An 18,036-nucleotide genomic window follows, 5' to 3' on the forward strand; every position below is an offset into this window, starting at 1 on the left:
CCTTTAAGATTGCAAAATGCACTCTAATTGTAAGATAGCATGGTGCACTCTTAATGTCAACGGATAAATTTCCTGCAGGGTCGATTAAGGAAGAGAAAAAAGTGCATAATAAGGAAAAGTATGAGCTTTATGAAATTTAGAATATGTTGGAAGGAGAGTATGGACTATGTGGGGTATTCTTTTAGCACTTTTATCCGGAGCACTGATGAGTATTCAGGGTGTATTTAATACGGAGGTAACAAAACAGTCGGGGATCTGGTTTGCGGCCGGATTTGTACAGCTGACGGCATTTATCGTCTGCGCCATTGCATGGTTTGTGACCGGCCGAGAAGGTAATGTTGGAAATCTGATTCAGATGGACAAAAAATATGCCCTTCTGGGCGGCGTTATAGGCGCCTTTATCACATTTACGGTTATCCGGGCAATCAGCGGCCTGGGACCTGCAAAAGCGGCTGTGCTGATTGTAAGCGCACAGATTATTATCGCCTATGTCATTGAGCTGCTGGGATTATTTGGACAGGAGAAATCGCCGTTTGAATTCCGTTCCGTGATCGGGCTGGCGCTGGTCATTGCGGGCATCGCATTTTTCCGGTGGAAATAGAGACAGATTACGCAAAAAGAAAATGAATAGGGTACTTGTAATCGGGGTTTGAAACAGGTAAAATAAAATTAGTCCTAATCATCGAATCGGTATGGAGTATAGCCTTTGCGGGAGAACTGTGCAAAGGATGGATGCGATGAGAGAAAAAAGGTTTTGGCTGGTTGCCGGCTTTTTTCTTTTTGTGGCTGTTTCCGGGCTGGTCTGTTCACTGACGGGCAGAGACAGCAGGAAGGAAGCGCAGGAAGAAGCGTTCCTATTGACGGAGAATCTGACATCTGGTGAAGAGCCGGAAGTACAGAAGAGCCAGGAGGAAGAAAGCCGCGGGAAAGAAGAACAGAAAGCGGTAGCCTTTATCTGCGGGGCGGTTTTAAGGCCCGGCGTCTATGAACTGGAGGAAGGGGCCAGACTCTTTGATCTGCTTGAGCAGGCCGGAGGGTTTGCCGAAGAGGCAGCGGAAGACGCGCTGAATCTGGCGGCCTGTGTGACAGACGGCAGCCGCTATTATATCCCAACCAGGGAGGAAGCGGCGGCGGGACTGTTTCCGGAGGAAGGACAGCCTGCTTCTGACGGCAGGGTGGCGGTTAATACGGCAACAAAGGAACAGCTGATGACTCTGCCGGGGATCGGCGAGTCGAAGGCGGACAAGATTATTGCCGACCGGGAGAAGAACGGTCCCTTTCGTTCGGTGGATGACCTGACCAGAATTGATGGTATTAAAGAAGGAATATTAAACTCGATAAGAGATAAGATAACGACAGATTGACGAGGTGTGATATGGGAAAGAGAGTGTTAGTGGTTGATGATGAGAAACTGATAGTTAAGGGTATCCGTTTCAGCCTGGAGCAGGACGGGATGGAGGTTGACTGTGCCTATGACGGCGAGGAAGCGCTGGAGATGGCCAAGAGCAGCACTTATGATGTTGTCCTGCTGGATGTGATGCTGCCGAAGCTGAATGGATTTGAGGTATGTCAGCAGATCAGAGAATTTTCTGATATGCCGATTATTATGCTGACAGCCAAGGGTGACGATATGGACAAGATTCTGGGCCTGGAATACGGCGCGGATGACTATATAACGAAACCGTTCAATATCCTGGAGGTAAAAGCCAGGATTAAGGCGATCATGCGCCGCAGCAGCAAGGCTGTGGAGAAGGAGAGCCCGAAGGTAGTGGTATATGACGGGCTGAAACTGGACTGTGAGAGCCGCAGGGTTTATGTGGATGAGAAGGAAGTGAATCTGACCGCGAAGGAGTTTGATGTACTGGAACTGCTTGTGTTCAACCCGAACAAGGTATACAGCCGGGAAGCTCTCCTGAATACGGTCTGGGGTTATGACTATCCTGGGGACGTGAGAACCGTTGATGTGCATATTCGGAGGCTGAGAGAGAAGATAGAGGGAAATCCGAGCGAACCGAAATATATACATACAAAATGGGGTGTTGGCTATTTCTTCCAGAATCAGTAAAGTTAAAGATGTGATGCGGAGTATGAGGCTGCAGATTTTTCTGCTTCTCATACTCTTTGGTATTCTTTCCAATCTTATATCTTCTGCCGTCGTGACCGGCACGTACTTCAACCGGGCTCTGGAACAGAGATTGTCTGACCTGAACAACTACGGCATTATGGTGACGAACAGTGTGGTGACTTCCGGCTATTTCAGCGGTGCCGGCGGAGCGGAGGCCGATAAAATCAACACGCTGATTACCATGATTACCGATATGTACGAGGGCAGAATTGTTATTGTAGACAATTCCCTGCGTATTGTAAAGGACACCTACGGGCTGGAGCAGAACAAGACGATTATCTCGGAGGAGGCGATCAACGGACTCCGGGGCAAGAGCAATACGCTGGTCAATGAAAAACGGCAGTACGTGGAACTGATTATTCCGATGACTACGTCCACCACAGAGAAAGAAGTGGTAGGCGTTATTATTATGAGTTTTTCTATCAAGGATATTTACAGCCTCCAGGACGCCATGAGACAGCGCGTTCAGATCTTTATGGTAATATTGTGTGTCATCATCCTTTTGCTGGCTGTATTTATTTCATCTAAGATGACCAGGCCTTTTAAGCAGATTACCCGGTCCCTGGATCATTTGACAGAAGGGTACATGGAGGAAGTGAAGTTTTCCGGCGGCTTTACGGAGATGAAGTCGATTTCAGCGGCTTTTAATAAAATGGTGGCAAGACTTAAGACGCTGGAAGATTCCAGACAGCAGTTTGTATCCAATGTCTCCCATGAACTAAAGACCCCCATCACTTCCATGAAGGTGCTTGCGGATTCTCTGCTGCTGCAGGAGGATATTCCGGCGGAGACGTACCGGGAATTCATGGTGGATATCACGAAGGAGATCGACCGGGAAAATAAAATTATCAACGATCTGCTTTCCCTTGTGAAGCTGGACCGGAAGGCGGGCAGCCTGAACATTGCCGAAGTAAATATTAATGAGCTGGTGGAGCAGATATTAAAACGGCTGAAACCCATTGCCGGCGAACGGAATATCGAGCTGGTCTATGAGAGCTTTCGGCAGGTAACCGCTGAAATAGACGAGGTGAAATTGTCGCTGGCAATCAGCAATCTGATTGAAAATGCGGTGAAGTATAATTTTGATGACGGCTGGGTGAGAGTATCCCTGAATGCAGACCATAAGTTCTTCTATATTAAGGTGGAGGACAACGGCGTCGGCATTCCGGAGGATGAACAGGCCAATATATTTGAACGTTTTTACCGTGTGGACAAGGCCAGGTCCAGAGATACCGGCGGGACCGGACTTGGGCTGTCGATCACAAAGAATGTTATATTGATGCACAGAGGCACGCTGAAGGTATACAGCATGCCGGGTGAAGGCACCACCTTTACCATGCGTGTGCCTTTGAATTTTGTGGCATAAGGAGGAAGGCAGATGACGAGATTACGTATTGACAAGAAAATCCTTCTTTCCTCCGGACTTTTGCTGTTGCTGCTGTTTGCACTGACCGGCTGCAGGAAGGAAGAGGCTAAGCCGATGGCGGATGCCGGAACCTATGTGTACTATCTGAGTCCGGAGGAGACCAAGCTGGTTGCGGTTCCCTATGAGCCGGAGAGTACGAATGTGGATGATCAGATCCAGGAATTACTGGATCGAATCGACCAGGTTCCCGAAGGAGAAAAGTGCAAGGTAATCCGCCCCGAATCAATGAATCCGTATTACAAATATGTGCGCACGGATGAGGGGCAGCTGACGCTGTACTATGACAGGACATATCAGCTGATGAACACTATAACCGAAGTCCTGTACCGGGCAGCGGTGGTGAAAACGCTGGTGCAGGTGGAGGGCGTGGATTATGTGGAGTTCTATGTAAATGATTTTCCTCTCACCGACAAGAACCAGAAGCAGATCGGTTTTATGAATGCTGATAACTTTATTGACAATACCGGCGGGGAAACGAACTATTATCAGAATACAACCTTTTCTCTGTATTTTGCCAATAATAAGGGCAAGAAGCTGGTGGAAACCAAGATAAATGTGGTTTATGACGGAACGATATCACTGGAAAAACTGATAGTAGAGCAGCTGATCAAGGGACCGGAAGCGGTGGAGGGACTGGAAGAGGACAAAGCCTATCCTACCATACCGGACAATACGAAGCTGCTGAAGGTTACTACTAGTGACGGAATCTGTTATGTGGATTTTAGTAAAGAGTTTTTAACCAAGCTGGAAAGTGTAACGGATGAAGTTGCGCTTTATTCTGTGGTTAATTCGCTGGTGAATCTGGCCTCTGTCAACAAGGTGCAGTTTATGGTGGAGGGAGAGACCAAAGTGATGTTCCATGGAAATATTTCCTTTGAACAGCTCTTTGAACGTAATTTGGAGATTGTAGAGGGAGAGCAATAATATATGATAAGACGGCCTATGCTGTGGGCGGCGGCCGCCTTTGCTTCTGGCTGCGCGGCCGGATATTTCAGAACTGTGTGGATGCTGCCGGCGGCTGTTTTTGTCCTGTCGGCGTTGCTTCTTCGCTGGGGGAAACGGGTGCCCTGGGCCAGGAATGGAAGGAGACAGCTTGTCTGGTTCCTTATTCTGCTCGGCGGGTTATCCTTGCTTGGGACTGTGCGGATTCGCACGGTACAAAAGCCCTGTCTGCTGGAAGAGAAACTGGAGAAGAGCAATCTCCTGGTCGTTGGAGCTGGCACGATCGATGGAATCGAGCGGACCAGCTACGGGACGGTCTATTATCTGAGAGACTGCGCACTGCAGCCGGAAAAGACGGCTGACCGCTATTCATGTAAAAAAGTGTTTTTGTATGGCCCTCCGGGTGAGGACCGTGCTTCTATGGCCATCGGAAATAAGGTCTTTATTTCCGGAAAGGCATCTGTATTTTCTAAGCCCGTGAATCCTGGGCAATTCAATGAATGGATCTATTATAAAAGCAGGGGATTTGACCTGAAAATAGAGGCGGAGGAATGTCGGATTCTGGATGACGGCATAAATTATTACCGCATGGGTCTGGAGCAGGGAAAACAGCTCTTTTCCAGTGTATTTGAACAGGTTTTGGAGCCTGAAAGCACCGGCCTTGCAAAGGCTATGCTGCTGGGTGATAAATCCTCCCTTGATAAAGAAGTGAAGGAACTGTATGAGGAAAATGGGATTTCTCATATACTGGCGATTTCTGGATTTCATGTTTCCATGCTGGGTTTGGCTCTCTATCGGCTGCTGAACAAAATTATAAGGCATCCGCTGACCAGAACCGTACTTACCTGCTTTGTTATTCTTTCCTATGGTTATATGACGAATTTCAGCGTGTCAACGAGCCGGGCGGTTGTCATGTTTCTGATTATGCTTTTTGGAACGCTGATCGGAAGAAGTTATGATCTGCTTTCTGCCGCGGCTCTCAGCGCGCTGCTGATTTTAATTAGAAGCCCGCTGCAGCTGTTCCAAAGCGGCTTTTTATTATCCTTTGGGGCAATCCTGGCGATCGGCGGGGTATACCCAGGATGGAAGGCGGCGTGGATCTATCAGAAACCACAGACCGGTGAATTAAAGAGAAACGATATCTTACAGGCGGCAGGAGCTAGGCTGAAAGAGGGAATGATCTTAAGTCTCAGTATTCAGCTGGTCACCCTTCCTGTCATGCTCTGGTTCTACTCAGCTCTGCCGCTGTACGGGCCATTTCTCAATCTGTTTATCCTGCCGGCAGCCGGGGTTCTGATTACTTGCCTGCTGCTGGCCTGCGGTACCGGAATAATACTGCTTCCTTTGGGCAGGGTATTTGCCTGGGGCGCGGAAGCTATCTTTGTGATCTTTAAGCTGGTTTGCAGACTGTGCAGAAGACTGCCGTTTCACTATATTGTAACGGGCAGGCCTTCCTTTTTTCGTATTCTTCTGTATACAGGGTTCTGCCTTATCGGTTTGGCTCTTATGGGAAAGAAGCTGTCTCTATTAAACCGGTACAGGAAAAAGAAGATTCCGGTCAGGCTCATTCCAGTGCTGTTTCTCTGCTGCACAGTCATACTGGTTCTGCCGAAGTATACCCAGCAGGCTGAAATACTGATGATGGATGTATCTCAGGGCGATTGTTTTTTACTTAAATTGCCGGGCGGAACCTGCGGATTGATTGACGGGGGCAGCTCCGATATTAAAAATGTGGCGGAAAACAGAATAAAGCCTTGTCTGAAAGCGGAGGGAATAAGAAAATTGGACTGGATCTTTGTAAGCCATACGGATCAGGACCATATAAACGGAATCCTGGGGCTGCTTGAACAGCCGGAGGACTGGCTTAAGATCCGGTATCTGGTCCTGCCTGCCTGTGCCGAAGAGCCGGAGCAGTATGAGACGCTTAAGAGCGCAGCCAAAGAAAACGGTGTACAAGTGGGTTATCTGCTCCAGGGGGCTGCGCTTTCACTGAGTGAAGAGTGCAGACTTATTTGCCTGCATCCGGAGAAGGATTGTCTGGGTACAAAACCCAATGAAATGTCGATGGTACTGAGACTGGAGTATAAAGATTTCTCTATGCTGTTTACCGGAGATCTGGAAGGAAAAGGGGAGAGAGAGCTGCTGGAGAGCGGGCTGCTTACTCCCTGCACCGTACTGAAGACCGCTCATCATGGTTCTGCCCGTTCGTCCCCGGCCGAATTCCTGGAATTAACCAGGCCGGAAGCCGTGCTGATCTCCTGCGGCAGGCATAACCGTTATGGACATCCCCATGCAAAACTGCTGGAACGGCTCAGAGACATATCCTGCTCCTATGCGGTCACGGCTGAGTGCGGCGCGGTATCCGTGCGAACGAATGGCAGGAGCGCTCAGTTTCATTGCTTTTTGCAGGATTAAACCGTATAATAAATTCAAGTACGCTTCGGCGTACTTGCTGCGAGCCGCACGTCATGCTTTGCATGACATAATACATCTGTGCGGCTCTGCAATCCGCCGGAGGCTTTATCTTGGAAGGAGACTGGGCTCCCACCATGACGGATTTGTTATTTACTCACCACCTATAGAGGGGGAGTCTTATCTACTTCCATGATAAAAATAACGTAATTGGGCTGTAACAGGAAGGAGTGAAGTGTATGAATGAAAATTTGCAGTTTCATATCCAGTGTAAGAAAGGAGATGTGGGGCGCTACTGTATTCTGCCCGGTGATCCGGGACGGTGCGAGTTTATCGCTTCGTATTTTGACAATCCGGTGAAGGTCAGTCAAAACAGGGAATTTGTCACTTATACAGGTACGCTGTGCGGTGAAAAGGTATCGGTCACCTCCACCGGAATCGGAGGGCCTTCCGCCTCCATTGCGATGGAAGAACTTCACGCGATCGGAGCGGATACATTTGTCCGTGTGGGCACATGCGGCGGTATTCATCTGGATGTGAAAAGCGACGATGTAGTAATTGCTACCGGTGCCGTTCGTATGGAGGGGACTTCCAGGGAATATGCTCCAATTGAGTATCCTGCCGTGGCCGATTTTGACGTGATGGGGGCCCTGGTGCAGGGAGCGAAAAATCTGGGCAAACCCTGGCACGCGGGCGTAGTGCAGTGTAAGGACTCTTTTTATGGACAGCATTCGCCGGACCGTATGCCGGTATCCTATGAACTGCAGAATAAATGGGAGGCGTGGAAAAGGCTGGGTGTTCTCGCCAGCGAGATGGAGTCGGCAGCTCTCTATGTAGTGGCAGCTTCACTGGGGGTGCGGTGCGGTTCCTGTTTTCATGTGATATGGAATCAGGAGCGAAAGCTGAAAGGAATTATGGACCCGGATTCCCATGATGTGACAGCGGCAGTGGAGGTTGGGATCGAGGCCTTGCGGATTTTAATCGAAGAGGACCGAAAGAAGAAATAGAAAAGATGGATTTTAATCGAAAAAAAGGCCCCGGACAGAGTGAAAATTCTGTCCGGGGTCTTTTTGCAGCGGCGCATTTGTTTGTTCAAATATGAACAAAATATGACGAAAATACAGCGGTTTACATGAAAGGGGTGGGGCTTAACCGGATAAATTCAGCAAAAAGCACAAATATATATGCCAAAAAAGTCCACATGATTTCAGATAACTTAAATAATGACAGAATAAAATCTATTTTATCGGTTATAATCAGGAATATTACCGAAATATTATTCGGAAGCAAAATTAAGAATTATTTCTATTGATAAATTATATTAATTCGAGTAGAATGGCTCGTGGTGATATAAATGTAAGATCTGTGGGAGAGATTTATACCTGGAAAATAGCGGTAATTCTTAAGAATTTATAAATATCGAACAGGTGATAAATTAGTCGAAAACCGGGAAGAATGAATGAAAAAAGCGGTTATAAGAGACTTGACCCAAGAAAATCTTATGGTTGTTTCATTTTTCATTAATAAATTCTTCATAATTTGGTCATAAAAAGAACACAGGAAAGAGCTTATACTGTGTGTGATTTGAATGGGAAGCCAGACTATCCGGCTTTGTCTAATTCAGACAGAACGAATATGGCGGGTTGACCAGCGGTTTGGACGGTGCTGTGTACATAGGTATTTTTCTATATCAGTAAAGAAAAATAGTGCATGGAGTTTGCTGCCGGACAGAAATGCTGCCCCACGAACTCTTTTTAGAAAGAGGGGTTGGATGGCACAAACAGGAGGAGATATGTAACATGCTTGCATTTGTCAGAAACTTTAATTTTCTTATCTTAGTGCTGTTTTTTTTGTGCTATTCCTATCAGATTGTTTACATTTTTATTTGTTTTCTGAAAAAAGATAAGAAAGAAAATGAACCAGCTAAGGAACAGCATAAGTTTGCAGTGCTGATATCAGCCAGAAATGAGAGCGCGGTGATTGGAGAACTGCTGGACAGCATTAATCAGCAGACCTACCCGAAAGAACTGCTGGATGTCTATGTTGTGGCGGATAACTGTACGGATAATACGGCGCAGATCGCCAGAGATCACGGCGCAAAAGTATTTGAACGGTTTAATAAAGTCAATGTGGGAAAGGGATATGCCTTAGATTATGCCTTTGCCAAAATTGATGAAAAGGTGGGTGTCAGAAATTACGAGGGTTATCTGGTCTTCGATGCAGATAATGTGCTGGACCCCCACTATGTAGAAGAAATGAATAGGACGTTTGACAGGGGCTACCGTGTCATTACCAGCTATCGGAATTCCAAGAATTATGATTCTAACTGGATTTCAGCGGGTTATGCCCTGTGGTTTTTAAGAGAATCCACTTACTTAAACGGAGCGAGAATGCTCTGTCATTCCAGCTGTGCGATATCAGGAACCGGATTCCTTGTCTCCAGTGAGATTATTGAGAAGAATCACGGATGGAAACATCATCTGCTGACGGAAGATATTGAGTTTTCCATCGACAATGTAATTCAGGGCGAGGTGATCGGCTACTGTAAGAATGCAGTGGTGTATGATGAACAGCCCACCAGATTCGGCGCTTCCTGGAAACAGAGAATGCGCTGGGCAAAGGGCTTTTACCAGGTGCTCCAGCACTACGGCAGGAACCTTCTGGCCAAATGTGTGAAAGGCAGAAGCTTCCAGTGCTTTGACATGATGATGACGATTGCACCGGCTACGCTGCTTACGCTGGGAAGCCTGGCTGTAAACCTTTTTGTATTCCTCTATGGCCTTGCGAACGGCCGGCCATTTCTGGCGGAAGTGGCGCTGGCGGAGATTGGGGCGACTTTTATGGGTATCTATCTGTCCCTGTTCATGTTCGGCGCGATTACGACGGCCACGGAGTGGAAGAGAATCTACTGTTCGCCGGTTAAAAAGCTGGCCTATATGTTTACGTTCCCGATCTTTATTTTTACCTATGTACCGATCGCGATCGCGGCGCTCTTCAAACCGGTACAGTGGGAACCAGTTCATCATTCCATCAGCAAGAATGTGAACGAGATACAGCAGAGGGCATCCTGACGGATTGAGGCTGAAAAGAATAATAGGAAAATTAAAACTCCGGCAGACTGGAAATGGCAGTCTGCCGGAGTTTGTTCTATAGGAAGCTTTGCCTGTTACAGAGTATGGTAGAAAAGGATAATATCCTCATAAGTTCCATCCTTTAAAAGGAAACCTCCCGGAACTGTACCAAGCTCAATGAACCCCAGTTTTTTATAAAGGTGGATCGCCCCCGCATTGGATTTCACCACAGCGTTAAACTGAAGTACGTGAAAGCCCAGCTCGGCGGCCTTTTCCAGTGATCCGCACACCAGAGCCTCACCGATATGCTGGCCTCTCAGATCGGAGCGCACTGCATAGCTGGCATTTGCCAGATGGCCGCAGCGTCCTATATTGTTGGGATGAAGAATGTATAGTCCGGCGATTGCGCCGTCCATTTCAGCTACCGCGGTAAATGTCTGGCTGCCGAAAAAAGATGGGGCAGTTTCCTCTGTCAGGAAATCAAGCTGCGGAAAAGCAACGCCATCCTCCACCACTTTATTCCAGATGGGAATCATCTGGGGCAGATCCTGTACCGTAAATTCTCTGATATGTAATTCCATTTTTATACCAATTCCTTTCCCTGTGTATGTTCAAAACAATAACTCTCCGGAAAAAAAGCTGCCGATAGTCCGACAGCTTTCTGTGTGAAACGGAGACGGAGGGATTCGAACCCTCGTGCCCGGTAAAGGACAAAACGATTTCGAGTCGTTCTCGTTATGGCCGCTTCGATACGTCTCCATAATTTATTTCAAGACGGATTGCTGAACTCGATCAGCAGCAGTTCTACGCCGATAACATCCTGCAAACGTCCTGTTTTTATATATTCTTCTGTCTCAAGACAGCGGGTAACGGACGCTGTCAGCTGACTGTGTGTAAATTTACTGCTCCCGGCAATATACTTATTTACCACGAAGGGAGGAACCCCAACGGCGGGAGCAATTTCTTTCGGACTTTTATGTTCTTTCTGAAATCCCTTCACCTGCATTAAGATATTGTAATGCCTGGTCAGCAGATAAAGAATCGAAAGCGGACTTTCCCGCAGAAGCAGGAGATCGTGATAAAGAGCCAGTGCCTTTTCCTGCTGCCTTGCGGCAATTGCGTCCACCATTTCAAAAATCTTGCCGGAGATCTGAGGTGTACAGACCGCATCAATATCCTCATCCGTAATCACTTCCCGGTCCAGGGCATAACAGATGACCTTCTCCAGTTCGGTGCGGATTCGTTCCATATCGGTTCCGGTCTGGCTCAGAAAATAGCGGATCGTCTGTTCCGTAATCTTCTTGTGATCTCTCTTTAACAGAGTTGCCGTCCACACGACCAGTTCCCGCTCGGACATACCATTTAATTCCGCAATATAGCCCTTTTCCTTTACCGCTTTATACAGGCGGCTGCGCTTATCAATCTCATTCTCCACAAACAGGATATAAGTGGTTTCCGGCAGGGAGGCGATTACCTCGGGCATATCGCTCTGTGCTTTGAAAAAACCGCTCTGCTCAATTAAGACCAGCCTTCTGTCCCGAAAAAATGGAAGTGTCTGGGAGATCGCCCCGACTTCCTTTACATTGATGCCCTTTCCCTCAAAATGGCTGAAATTCATACCATCGTCATCAGCAAGGATACCGGCCTTTAACTTATCTCTGTAAAAATGTTTCAGATAGGATTCACTTCCGCAAAGAAGATAGATCTGTTTAAACTGACCGTCTTTTAAGTCCTGCTTTAACTGTTTCATACCATTGTCCAATTCTGAAAGCCGGTTTTTATGCGCTGCATATGAATCGGGATGATCTGCGGCGAAAACCTGTTTGAAAGGTACTTATATAGTGTACTAAAAAGTGCTTCAATTATCAAGCGGGAATCGGGTAAAAATTGAATTCTTTCCCCATGAGAAAGCTGGAAGTGACAGTTTTCTGATTAAATATGTTGAGATTTCATTGAGTATATCTGCTATCTGGTATTATACTAGTTAATAAACAGGAAAATATTCCGTCGGAAAGGATGAGGAGAGATGCTTGTAACTTATTTGGATCACAGCGGCTTCTGTGTGGAGCTTGAGAAACACATATTTGTATTTGACTATTATAAAGGAAGGGTGCCGGATTTTGATAAAGAGAAACAGATCTATGTGTTTTCCAGTCATGCCCACCATGACCATTTCAACCGGACCATATTAACGTGGCAGGAGCAGTATCCGGATATACACTATGTATTTTCGGCAGATATAAAGTGCCCGAAAGCAGAAAATATTACGTTTGTTCCGGCAGATAAAGCTGTGACGATCGGGGAGTTCACGGTAGAGACATTTGCTTCTACGGACGAGGGTGTTGCTTATCTCGTTACGGCGGAGGGCAGGACCATTTATCATGCGGGAGATCTGAACTGGTGGACATGGATAGGAGAGACTAGTCTGGAGTACCAGGATATGACAAAACGTTTCCAGCACGAAATGGAGAAGCTGCGGGGAAGGCGTCTGGATCTGGCTTTTATGGTTCTGGACCCAAGGCAGGAGGAACGGTATTACTGGGGGTTTGATTATTTTATGCGTACGACAGACACGCAGATTGTTTTTCCCATGCACTTTTGGGGGGACTTTCCGGTGATCGGCAGACTGCTTGCAGACCCTCATTCCGAACCGTACCGGAAGCAGATCCAGGTGATACACCACGAAGGAGAACAATTTCTGATTCAGGACAATCCATCCGGTGAACCGGAATGTCTTATATAGAAGGAGGCAGGCTGATATGAAAGAACCAGAACACAGATCCGATGCAAAAGAGGTGCAGGATTCGCCTGGGAAAGAGTGGAAGATCAATCTGAGCAGACAGCAGGTAGAAGATGTGGTTACGGAACGGCTGGGGAAGAACCTGTTGGTGGGAATTACCGGAGTATATGACGTACAGGATTATCCGTTCTTCTATATCAACGATGCCTTTCTCGGGTATCTGGGATACACCAGTTTGGAATTTATTTACGCTACCAGATGTGCGGCCGCGAACAGCGTAGTACCGGAAGACCGGGAGAGGCTCCGGGATGAGGTGCTGGCGGCTCTGAGCCGGAATAACGCTTATACGGCAGAGTACCGGATGCTGAAGCAGGACGGAAGCTATATCTGGGTGAGAAGCAGCGGACAGCGGCTGATTGCAGAGGAAAATCCTCCTATCATTGTCAGCACCTGTGTGGATATCACAGAGCTGGTGAATCTTCGTGCCGCCATGAAGCGGCGCATGGAAAACATGCACCGATTTCTGGAGCAGCTGTCAAACCCGGTATGTGCCGTCTCAAAGAAAACGTTACAGATTGTATCTGCCAATACTGCCTGCTGCCGAAGTTTTGGCTGGAGCGATTCGGATTTTCCTATTTCTGTTCAGGGATTGCCGGATGAATGGAAAGCGGAAGGGGCAGGCGCAACGGAGACGCCGGTCTTATGTTCTGTTCAGCAGCGACCGGTAAGATTAACCTGCTATCCGGAGCTGGGACACCCGGATGAATCTATTTGTCTGATCGAAAAGGCCTGTAATTGAAAATTGTTACAGGCTTTTTCAATTTCTGCTTGACAAAACTAACTGTAATTAATATAATAACAGTATAAAGTGTAATTGGTAAAGTTACAGTTGTTGGAAAGAACTGAAAAAACGAGGAATGAGGTCAGCAGAATGAGAGAATATGACGCGATTGTTATTGGATTTGGAAAAGGCGGAAAACATTAGCCGGTGCATTGGCCGGTGCAGGGAAAAAAGTAGCCGTTGTAGAACAATCTGCCGGTATGTACGGAGGTACCTGCATTAATGTGGGGTGTATCCCTTCAAAATCGCTTATCAAGAGTGCGGAGCTTTCCGAAGTACAAAAAGGGGGCTTTGAAGAAAAGGCGGCCAGATACCGGGCGGCTGTCCGAAAGAAAAATCAGCTGACCGGTATGCTGAGACAGAAAAATTTTCATAAACTCAATGATAATGCTGCTATAGATGTGATAAATGGGAAAGCTGAATTTGCAGACAATCACAGAATAAGGATAATAAAAACGGATGAAGAGGAAATTATTACTGGAGAGCAGATTTTTATTAACACGGGCTCCAGACCCTTTTTTCCTCCGATACCGGGACTGAAGGAGAGCAGCTTCTGTTATACCAGTGAAACGTTGATGGACCTGGAAATCCTGCCGGAGCATCTGATCATTATTGGGGGAGGCTATATTGGCATGGAATTTGCATCGATGTATGCTAATTTTGGCTCTCAGGTTACGGTGATTCAGGATGGAGATGTTTTTCTTCCAAGGGAGGATGAGGAGATTGCGGCGGCCGTACTGGAAAGCTTAAGGGAAAGGAACATAAGAGTCATCCTTTCCGGTAAGACGGAAGAAATAAAGGACGATAAGACGAACGCGGTTGTTGCCGTGAATACTGAAAATGGAAGAGAGATGCTCAAAGCAGATGCAATTCTGATAGCCGCGGGCAGAAGACCAAATACATCGGAATTGAATCTGGAAGCTGCCGGAGTCGAACTGGATGAAAGAAATGCCGTAAAGACGGATGCTCGGAAAAGAACATCTGTACCGAATATCTGGGCGATGGGAGATGTAACAGGCGGCCTCCAGTTTACCTACATTTCTCTGGATGATTTTAGAATCGTGAAATCACAGATTCTGGGTGATAAAAGCAGAACCGGAGAAAACCGGGGGACGGTACCATACAGTGTCTTTTTAGATCCGCCCTTCTCACGTGCAGGCCTGACCGAGCGGGAAGCCCTGGAACAGGGATACTCCATTCTGGTGAAGAGGCTGCCGGCAGCAGCTATACCGAAAGCCCAGGTTCTTAGCAAGCCACGGGGATTACTGAAGGTGATTCTGGATGAGAAGACGGGCTATATTCTTGGGGCACATCTCTTTTGTGCACAATCCCATGAAATAATTAATTTGATTAAACTGGCGATAGATGCTAAAATTCCTTATACTGTGCTTCGTGACGGGATTTATACCCATCCCACGATGGCCGAGGCGTTTAATGACTTATTTGCATAATAAAGGAGAATAATTATGGGACTTTCACTAGGAACCAGTGTTCCGATACTAACTGTATTTTTGCAGGGAATACTGAGCTTTTTTTCACCTTGCGTATTGCCCCTTGTACCACTTTATATCGGTTATCTGGCAGGGGGGACCAGAACGGTAGACGAAGACGGGACTGTCCGGTATGAAAAGAAAAAGGTAATGCTCAATACGCTCTTTTTTGTAATAGGCGTAAGTTTTGCATTCTTTCTGCTGGGACTGGGATTTACGGCAGCCGGTCGTTTCTTCGGCGGCAACAAGGTGCTTTTTGCCCGTATCGGCGCAATCATTGTAATACTGTTCGGCCTGTATCAGCTGGGATTTTTTGGTTCAAAGGTTTTGAACAGGGAACGCCGCCTGCCTTTCCAGATGGGAAAGCTGGCGATGAATCCGCTTGTGGCTCTTGTTCTGGGCTTTACGTTCAGCTTTGCATGGACACCTTGTGTGGGGCCGGCGCTGGGCAGCGTGCTTCTTATGGCTTCTTCCGCAGGCTCATCAGCAGCAGGATTCGGACTGATTGGCGTATATACACTTGGTTTTGTCATTCCGTTTCTGGCTGTGGGACTCTTTACCGGATCTCTGCTGGATTTCTTCCGGAAACATCAAAAGGTCGTTAAGTACACGGTCAAGGCCGGCGGTGTGCTGATGATTCTCATGGGAATCATGATGTGGACCGGCTGGATGAATGGCATTACCAGCTATCTATCCAGAGCGGATCAGCCAGACAGCAGCAAGACGGCGCAGACAGGTGAGAAGACGCCGGGAGAGAATCCGGAGCAGGATGGCGAAGATCAGCCGGTTCCCGGATCGGATGAACAGGGAGAACCTTCTTCGGAGGATAAGGAAGAAGAGGATGAGAAAATTCCGGCACCTGATTTTACTCTTACCGATCAATATGGCGAAGAACATACGCTCTCTGATTATAAAGGCAAAGTTGTATTTTTAAACTTCTGGGCGACCTGGTGCGGGCCGTGCAGGCAGGAGATGCCGGATATCCAGGAGCTGTATGAAGAATACAGGGAAAACGGGGAAGATGTGATTATACTGGGTGTCGCGAACCCCAAGTCTGAGGATTCTCCGAAGCAGCAGGATGTTTCACTGGATGAAGTGAAAGAATTTCTTACAGAAAATGAGTACACGTATCCGACGGTTATGGATATGACGGGAGAATTTCTTTATAAGTACAATGTAAATGCATTTCCTACCACATTTATGATTGATACGGACGGCAATGTATTCGGCTACATTACAGGAACACTGACAAAGAGTATGATGCAGGAAATTATCAAACAGACAATCGAGGGGAAAAGACCTTAGACGAATATCCCGGCAAGCGGATCTGTTTGACAGGAATAAAACGGCGGTATGCAGGCAGTACGATAAGTACACCTGTATGCCGCCGTTTTTTTCACTTAAAAGATTACATAAAATACTTCATTTTATGAAAATGATTTTTATTTTTCTATTTTATGATAGTAAAAGAAGGCATGGTTGTCAATAATCGACATGCTTTTTATCTGTATTTCCAATCTGATATAAATATTTCAGCTATCCATTGTTTTTTATGCCTTATGGGGCTGGACTTAAGGATCAGAGGGGAATTCCGGGGTAAAGCATTCATCATTTAAGCCGTCAGCCGGGCCGTCAGAATTTATACTATTACGGCGGCGAAGCAACCAAGAAAAAAACAGAAGGAGTAGAGTGTATATGGCACGGCATGGTGAAAATATTTATCAGAGAAAAGACGGACGTTTTGAGGGACGGTATGTTAAGGGGAAAAGAGAAAATGGGACAACTTGTTTCGGTTATGTTTATGGAAAAAAATATACGGAAGTGAAAAAAAAGCTTCTCTGCGTCAAAGCACAGATGGAAATAGAGAAGAGGGAGTACAGAAATACGGACGGGTTAACAGCCGGAGAGTGGCTCTGGCTCTGGCTTGAAAACGGAAGACCGCAGTGGAAAGATTCCACCTATGGGGTTTACCGGGGATTGATTGAGAAACATCTGATTCCCTATATCGGGCAGATGCCTCTGGAAGAGATCAATACGGCATCCATTCACCTTATCCGTTCCAGACTGGAAGAGGTGAATCCGGGAGCGGCGGCAGAAGCAGCCACATTACGGCTTCTCAAATCTGTGTTAAAAACTGCTGTAGAGGAAGGCCGCCTGGAGAAACTGCCGCTGTTTACCCCTGTCAGAAAGAAATGGGATCAGAACAGCCCTCGTTATTTGACTAGAGAGGAACAGAACAGGCTGGAGAGAATCGCCCTGGAGAAAAAACGCTATGAGGTACTTGTGGCTCTGTATACAGGCCTTCGTGTAGGGGAAGTGGCGGCTCTGCAGTGGCAGGACGTAGATCTGAATACCGGCACAATTTTTGTCAACCATACAATCCTGCGGATCAGTCAGTTCGGCGGGCCAGAAAAAACCGCCCTCAGGCTTGGAGAGCCGAAGACGAGACATTCCCGGAGAAGTATACCAATACCCGCATCCCTGACCAACCTGCTCAGGGATGCCAGACCAGAAAAGGCGGAGGGAACGGATTTTCTGTTTGGCAAGGACGGACGGATGCCAGATCCCCGGAGTATTCAGAGCCGCTTTTGTACGCTGGTACAAAGAGCCGGCCTGGCAGATGTACATTTTCATACGCTGAGACATACCTTTGCAACCAGATGTCTGGAATACGGATTTCATCTGGAACTGATCCGGGATCTTCTGGGTCACAGCTCTGCCAACATCACATTACAGTTCTACGCACACAGTACCGATCAGTTTAAACGGGAGGCTATGAACCGGTTTCCAGGTCCGAATCTGGAAGAAGCTCCTGGAGAAAGAGCCGTTTAGGCCGTCCAGACGCCGTCAGACCGTTATAAAAGGCCTGTCGCTCTATCTTTTTCAGACTGTCGTAAAATGAAGTATTTTGCGAAAAATGCAAGCCGTCTTCCTGATACTATTTTGTACAATATTCAGGAATTTAACAGCCAGGTAAAGATTTCAGCGA

Annotated in this window: 14 protein-coding genes, 1 tRNA gene and 1 pseudogene; 13 read left to right on the forward strand and 3 right to left on the reverse strand. The window is 47.1% G+C overall.

Going from position 1 to position 18,036, the window contains the following annotated elements; all coding sequences use genetic code 11:
* Window positions 1–166 precede the first annotated feature (166 nt).
* The 8 genes from ABCW47_RS05835 to ABCW47_RS05870 all read left to right on the forward strand — a co-directional run bounded on the left by ABCW47_RS05835 (window position 167) and on the right by ABCW47_RS05870 (window position 9,976).
* Window positions 167–601: a DMT family transporter gene (locus tag ABCW47_RS05835; protein ID WP_343208916.1), complete on the forward strand. Its 435-nt coding sequence runs from the start codon at window positions 167–169 to the stop codon at window positions 599–601.
* A 136-nt stretch (window positions 602–737) separates the two neighbouring features.
* Window positions 738–1,364 (forward strand): helix-hairpin-helix domain-containing protein, encoded by a 627-nt coding sequence (locus tag ABCW47_RS05840; protein ID WP_343208917.1) that lies wholly within the window; start codon window positions 738–740, stop codon window positions 1,362–1,364.
* Between the two features lie 11 nt (window positions 1,365–1,375).
* Window positions 1,376–2,065 (forward strand): response regulator transcription factor, encoded by a 690-nt coding sequence (locus ABCW47_RS05845; RefSeq protein WP_343208918.1) that lies wholly within the window; start codon window positions 1,376–1,378, stop codon window positions 2,063–2,065.
* Window positions 2,066–2,087: 22 nt separating this feature from the next.
* Entirely contained in the window at window positions 2,088–3,491 is a 1,404-nt protein-coding gene (locus ABCW47_RS05850) for a sensor histidine kinase (protein WP_343208919.1), read from the forward strand.
* 12 nt (window positions 3,492–3,503) lie between these two features.
* The gene (locus ABCW47_RS05855) at window positions 3,504–4,475 is read left to right on the forward strand and encodes a GerMN domain-containing protein (protein WP_343208920.1); all 972 of its coding nucleotides are present in this window, start codon (window positions 3,504–3,506) and stop codon (window positions 4,473–4,475) included.
* Between the two features lie 3 nt (window positions 4,476–4,478).
* Window positions 4,479–6,908 carry a DNA internalization-related competence protein ComEC/Rec2 gene (locus ABCW47_RS05860; RefSeq protein ID WP_343208921.1) on the forward strand — a complete coding sequence of 810 codons (2,430 nt, stop codon included), beginning with the start codon at window positions 4,479–4,481 and terminating at the stop codon, window positions 6,906–6,908.
* Window positions 6,909–7,144: 236 nt separating this feature from the next.
* Window positions 7,145–7,912: a uridine phosphorylase gene (gene udp / locus ABCW47_RS05865; protein WP_343208922.1), complete on the forward strand. Its 768-nt coding sequence runs from the start codon at window positions 7,145–7,147 to the stop codon at window positions 7,910–7,912.
* A 792-nt stretch (window positions 7,913–8,704) separates the two neighbouring features.
* The gene (locus ABCW47_RS05870) at window positions 8,705–9,976 is read left to right on the forward strand and encodes a glycosyltransferase family 2 protein (protein ID WP_343208923.1); all 1,272 of its coding nucleotides are present in this window, start codon (window positions 8,705–8,707) and stop codon (window positions 9,974–9,976) included.
* 95 nt (window positions 9,977–10,071) lie between these two features.
* Here ABCW47_RS05870 and ABCW47_RS05875 read toward each other — a convergent pair whose 3' ends face one another.
* The 3 genes from ABCW47_RS05875 to holA all read right to left on the reverse strand — a co-directional run bounded on the left by ABCW47_RS05875 (window position 10,072) and on the right by holA (window position 11,726).
* The gene (locus ABCW47_RS05875) at window positions 10,072–10,557 is read right to left on the reverse strand and encodes a GNAT family N-acetyltransferase (protein ID WP_343208924.1); all 486 of its coding nucleotides are present in this window, start codon (window positions 10,555–10,557) and stop codon (window positions 10,072–10,074) included.
* Between the two features lie 90 nt (window positions 10,558–10,647).
* Window positions 10,648–10,735: transfer RNA gene (locus tag ABCW47_RS05880), tRNA-Ser, on the reverse strand.
* Window positions 10,736–10,745: 10 nt separating this feature from the next.
* A complete protein-coding gene (gene holA / locus ABCW47_RS05885; protein ID WP_343208925.1) occupies window positions 10,746–11,726 on the reverse strand; it encodes a DNA polymerase III subunit delta in 981 nt (326 codons plus the stop codon).
* A gap of 276 nt (window positions 11,727–12,002) precedes the next feature.
* Here holA and ABCW47_RS05890 point away from each other — a divergent pair, with 276 nt between their 5' ends.
* The 5 genes and pseudogenes from ABCW47_RS05890 to ABCW47_RS05910 all read left to right on the forward strand — a co-directional run bounded on the left by ABCW47_RS05890 (window position 12,003) and on the right by ABCW47_RS05910 (window position 17,879).
* Window positions 12,003–12,719: an MBL fold metallo-hydrolase gene (locus tag ABCW47_RS05890; protein ID WP_343208926.1), complete on the forward strand. Its 717-nt coding sequence runs from the start codon at window positions 12,003–12,005 to the stop codon at window positions 12,717–12,719.
* 16 nt (window positions 12,720–12,735) lie between these two features.
* On the forward strand, window positions 12,736–13,515 hold the full coding sequence (locus ABCW47_RS05895) for a PAS domain-containing protein (protein ID WP_343208927.1): 780 nt from the start codon (window positions 12,736–12,738) through the stop codon (window positions 13,513–13,515).
* A 132-nt stretch (window positions 13,516–13,647) separates the two neighbouring features.
* Window positions 13,648–15,008, forward strand: a pseudogene (locus tag ABCW47_RS05900) (FAD-dependent oxidoreductase).
* Between the two features lie 15 nt (window positions 15,009–15,023).
* Window positions 15,024–16,352 (forward strand): redoxin family protein, encoded by a 1,329-nt coding sequence (locus ABCW47_RS05905; RefSeq protein WP_343208928.1) that lies wholly within the window; start codon window positions 15,024–15,026, stop codon window positions 16,350–16,352.
* A gap of 390 nt (window positions 16,353–16,742) precedes the next feature.
* Window positions 16,743–17,879: a tyrosine-type recombinase/integrase gene (locus ABCW47_RS05910; RefSeq protein WP_343208929.1), complete on the forward strand. Its 1,137-nt coding sequence runs from the start codon at window positions 16,743–16,745 to the stop codon at window positions 17,877–17,879.
* Window positions 17,880–18,036 lie beyond the last annotated feature (157 nt).

The sequence above is a fragment of the Anaerolentibacter hominis genome (genome assembly GCF_032380675.1).
Classification (GTDB): domain Bacteria; phylum Bacillota; class Clostridia; order Lachnospirales; family Lachnospiraceae; genus Anaerolentibacter; species Anaerolentibacter hominis.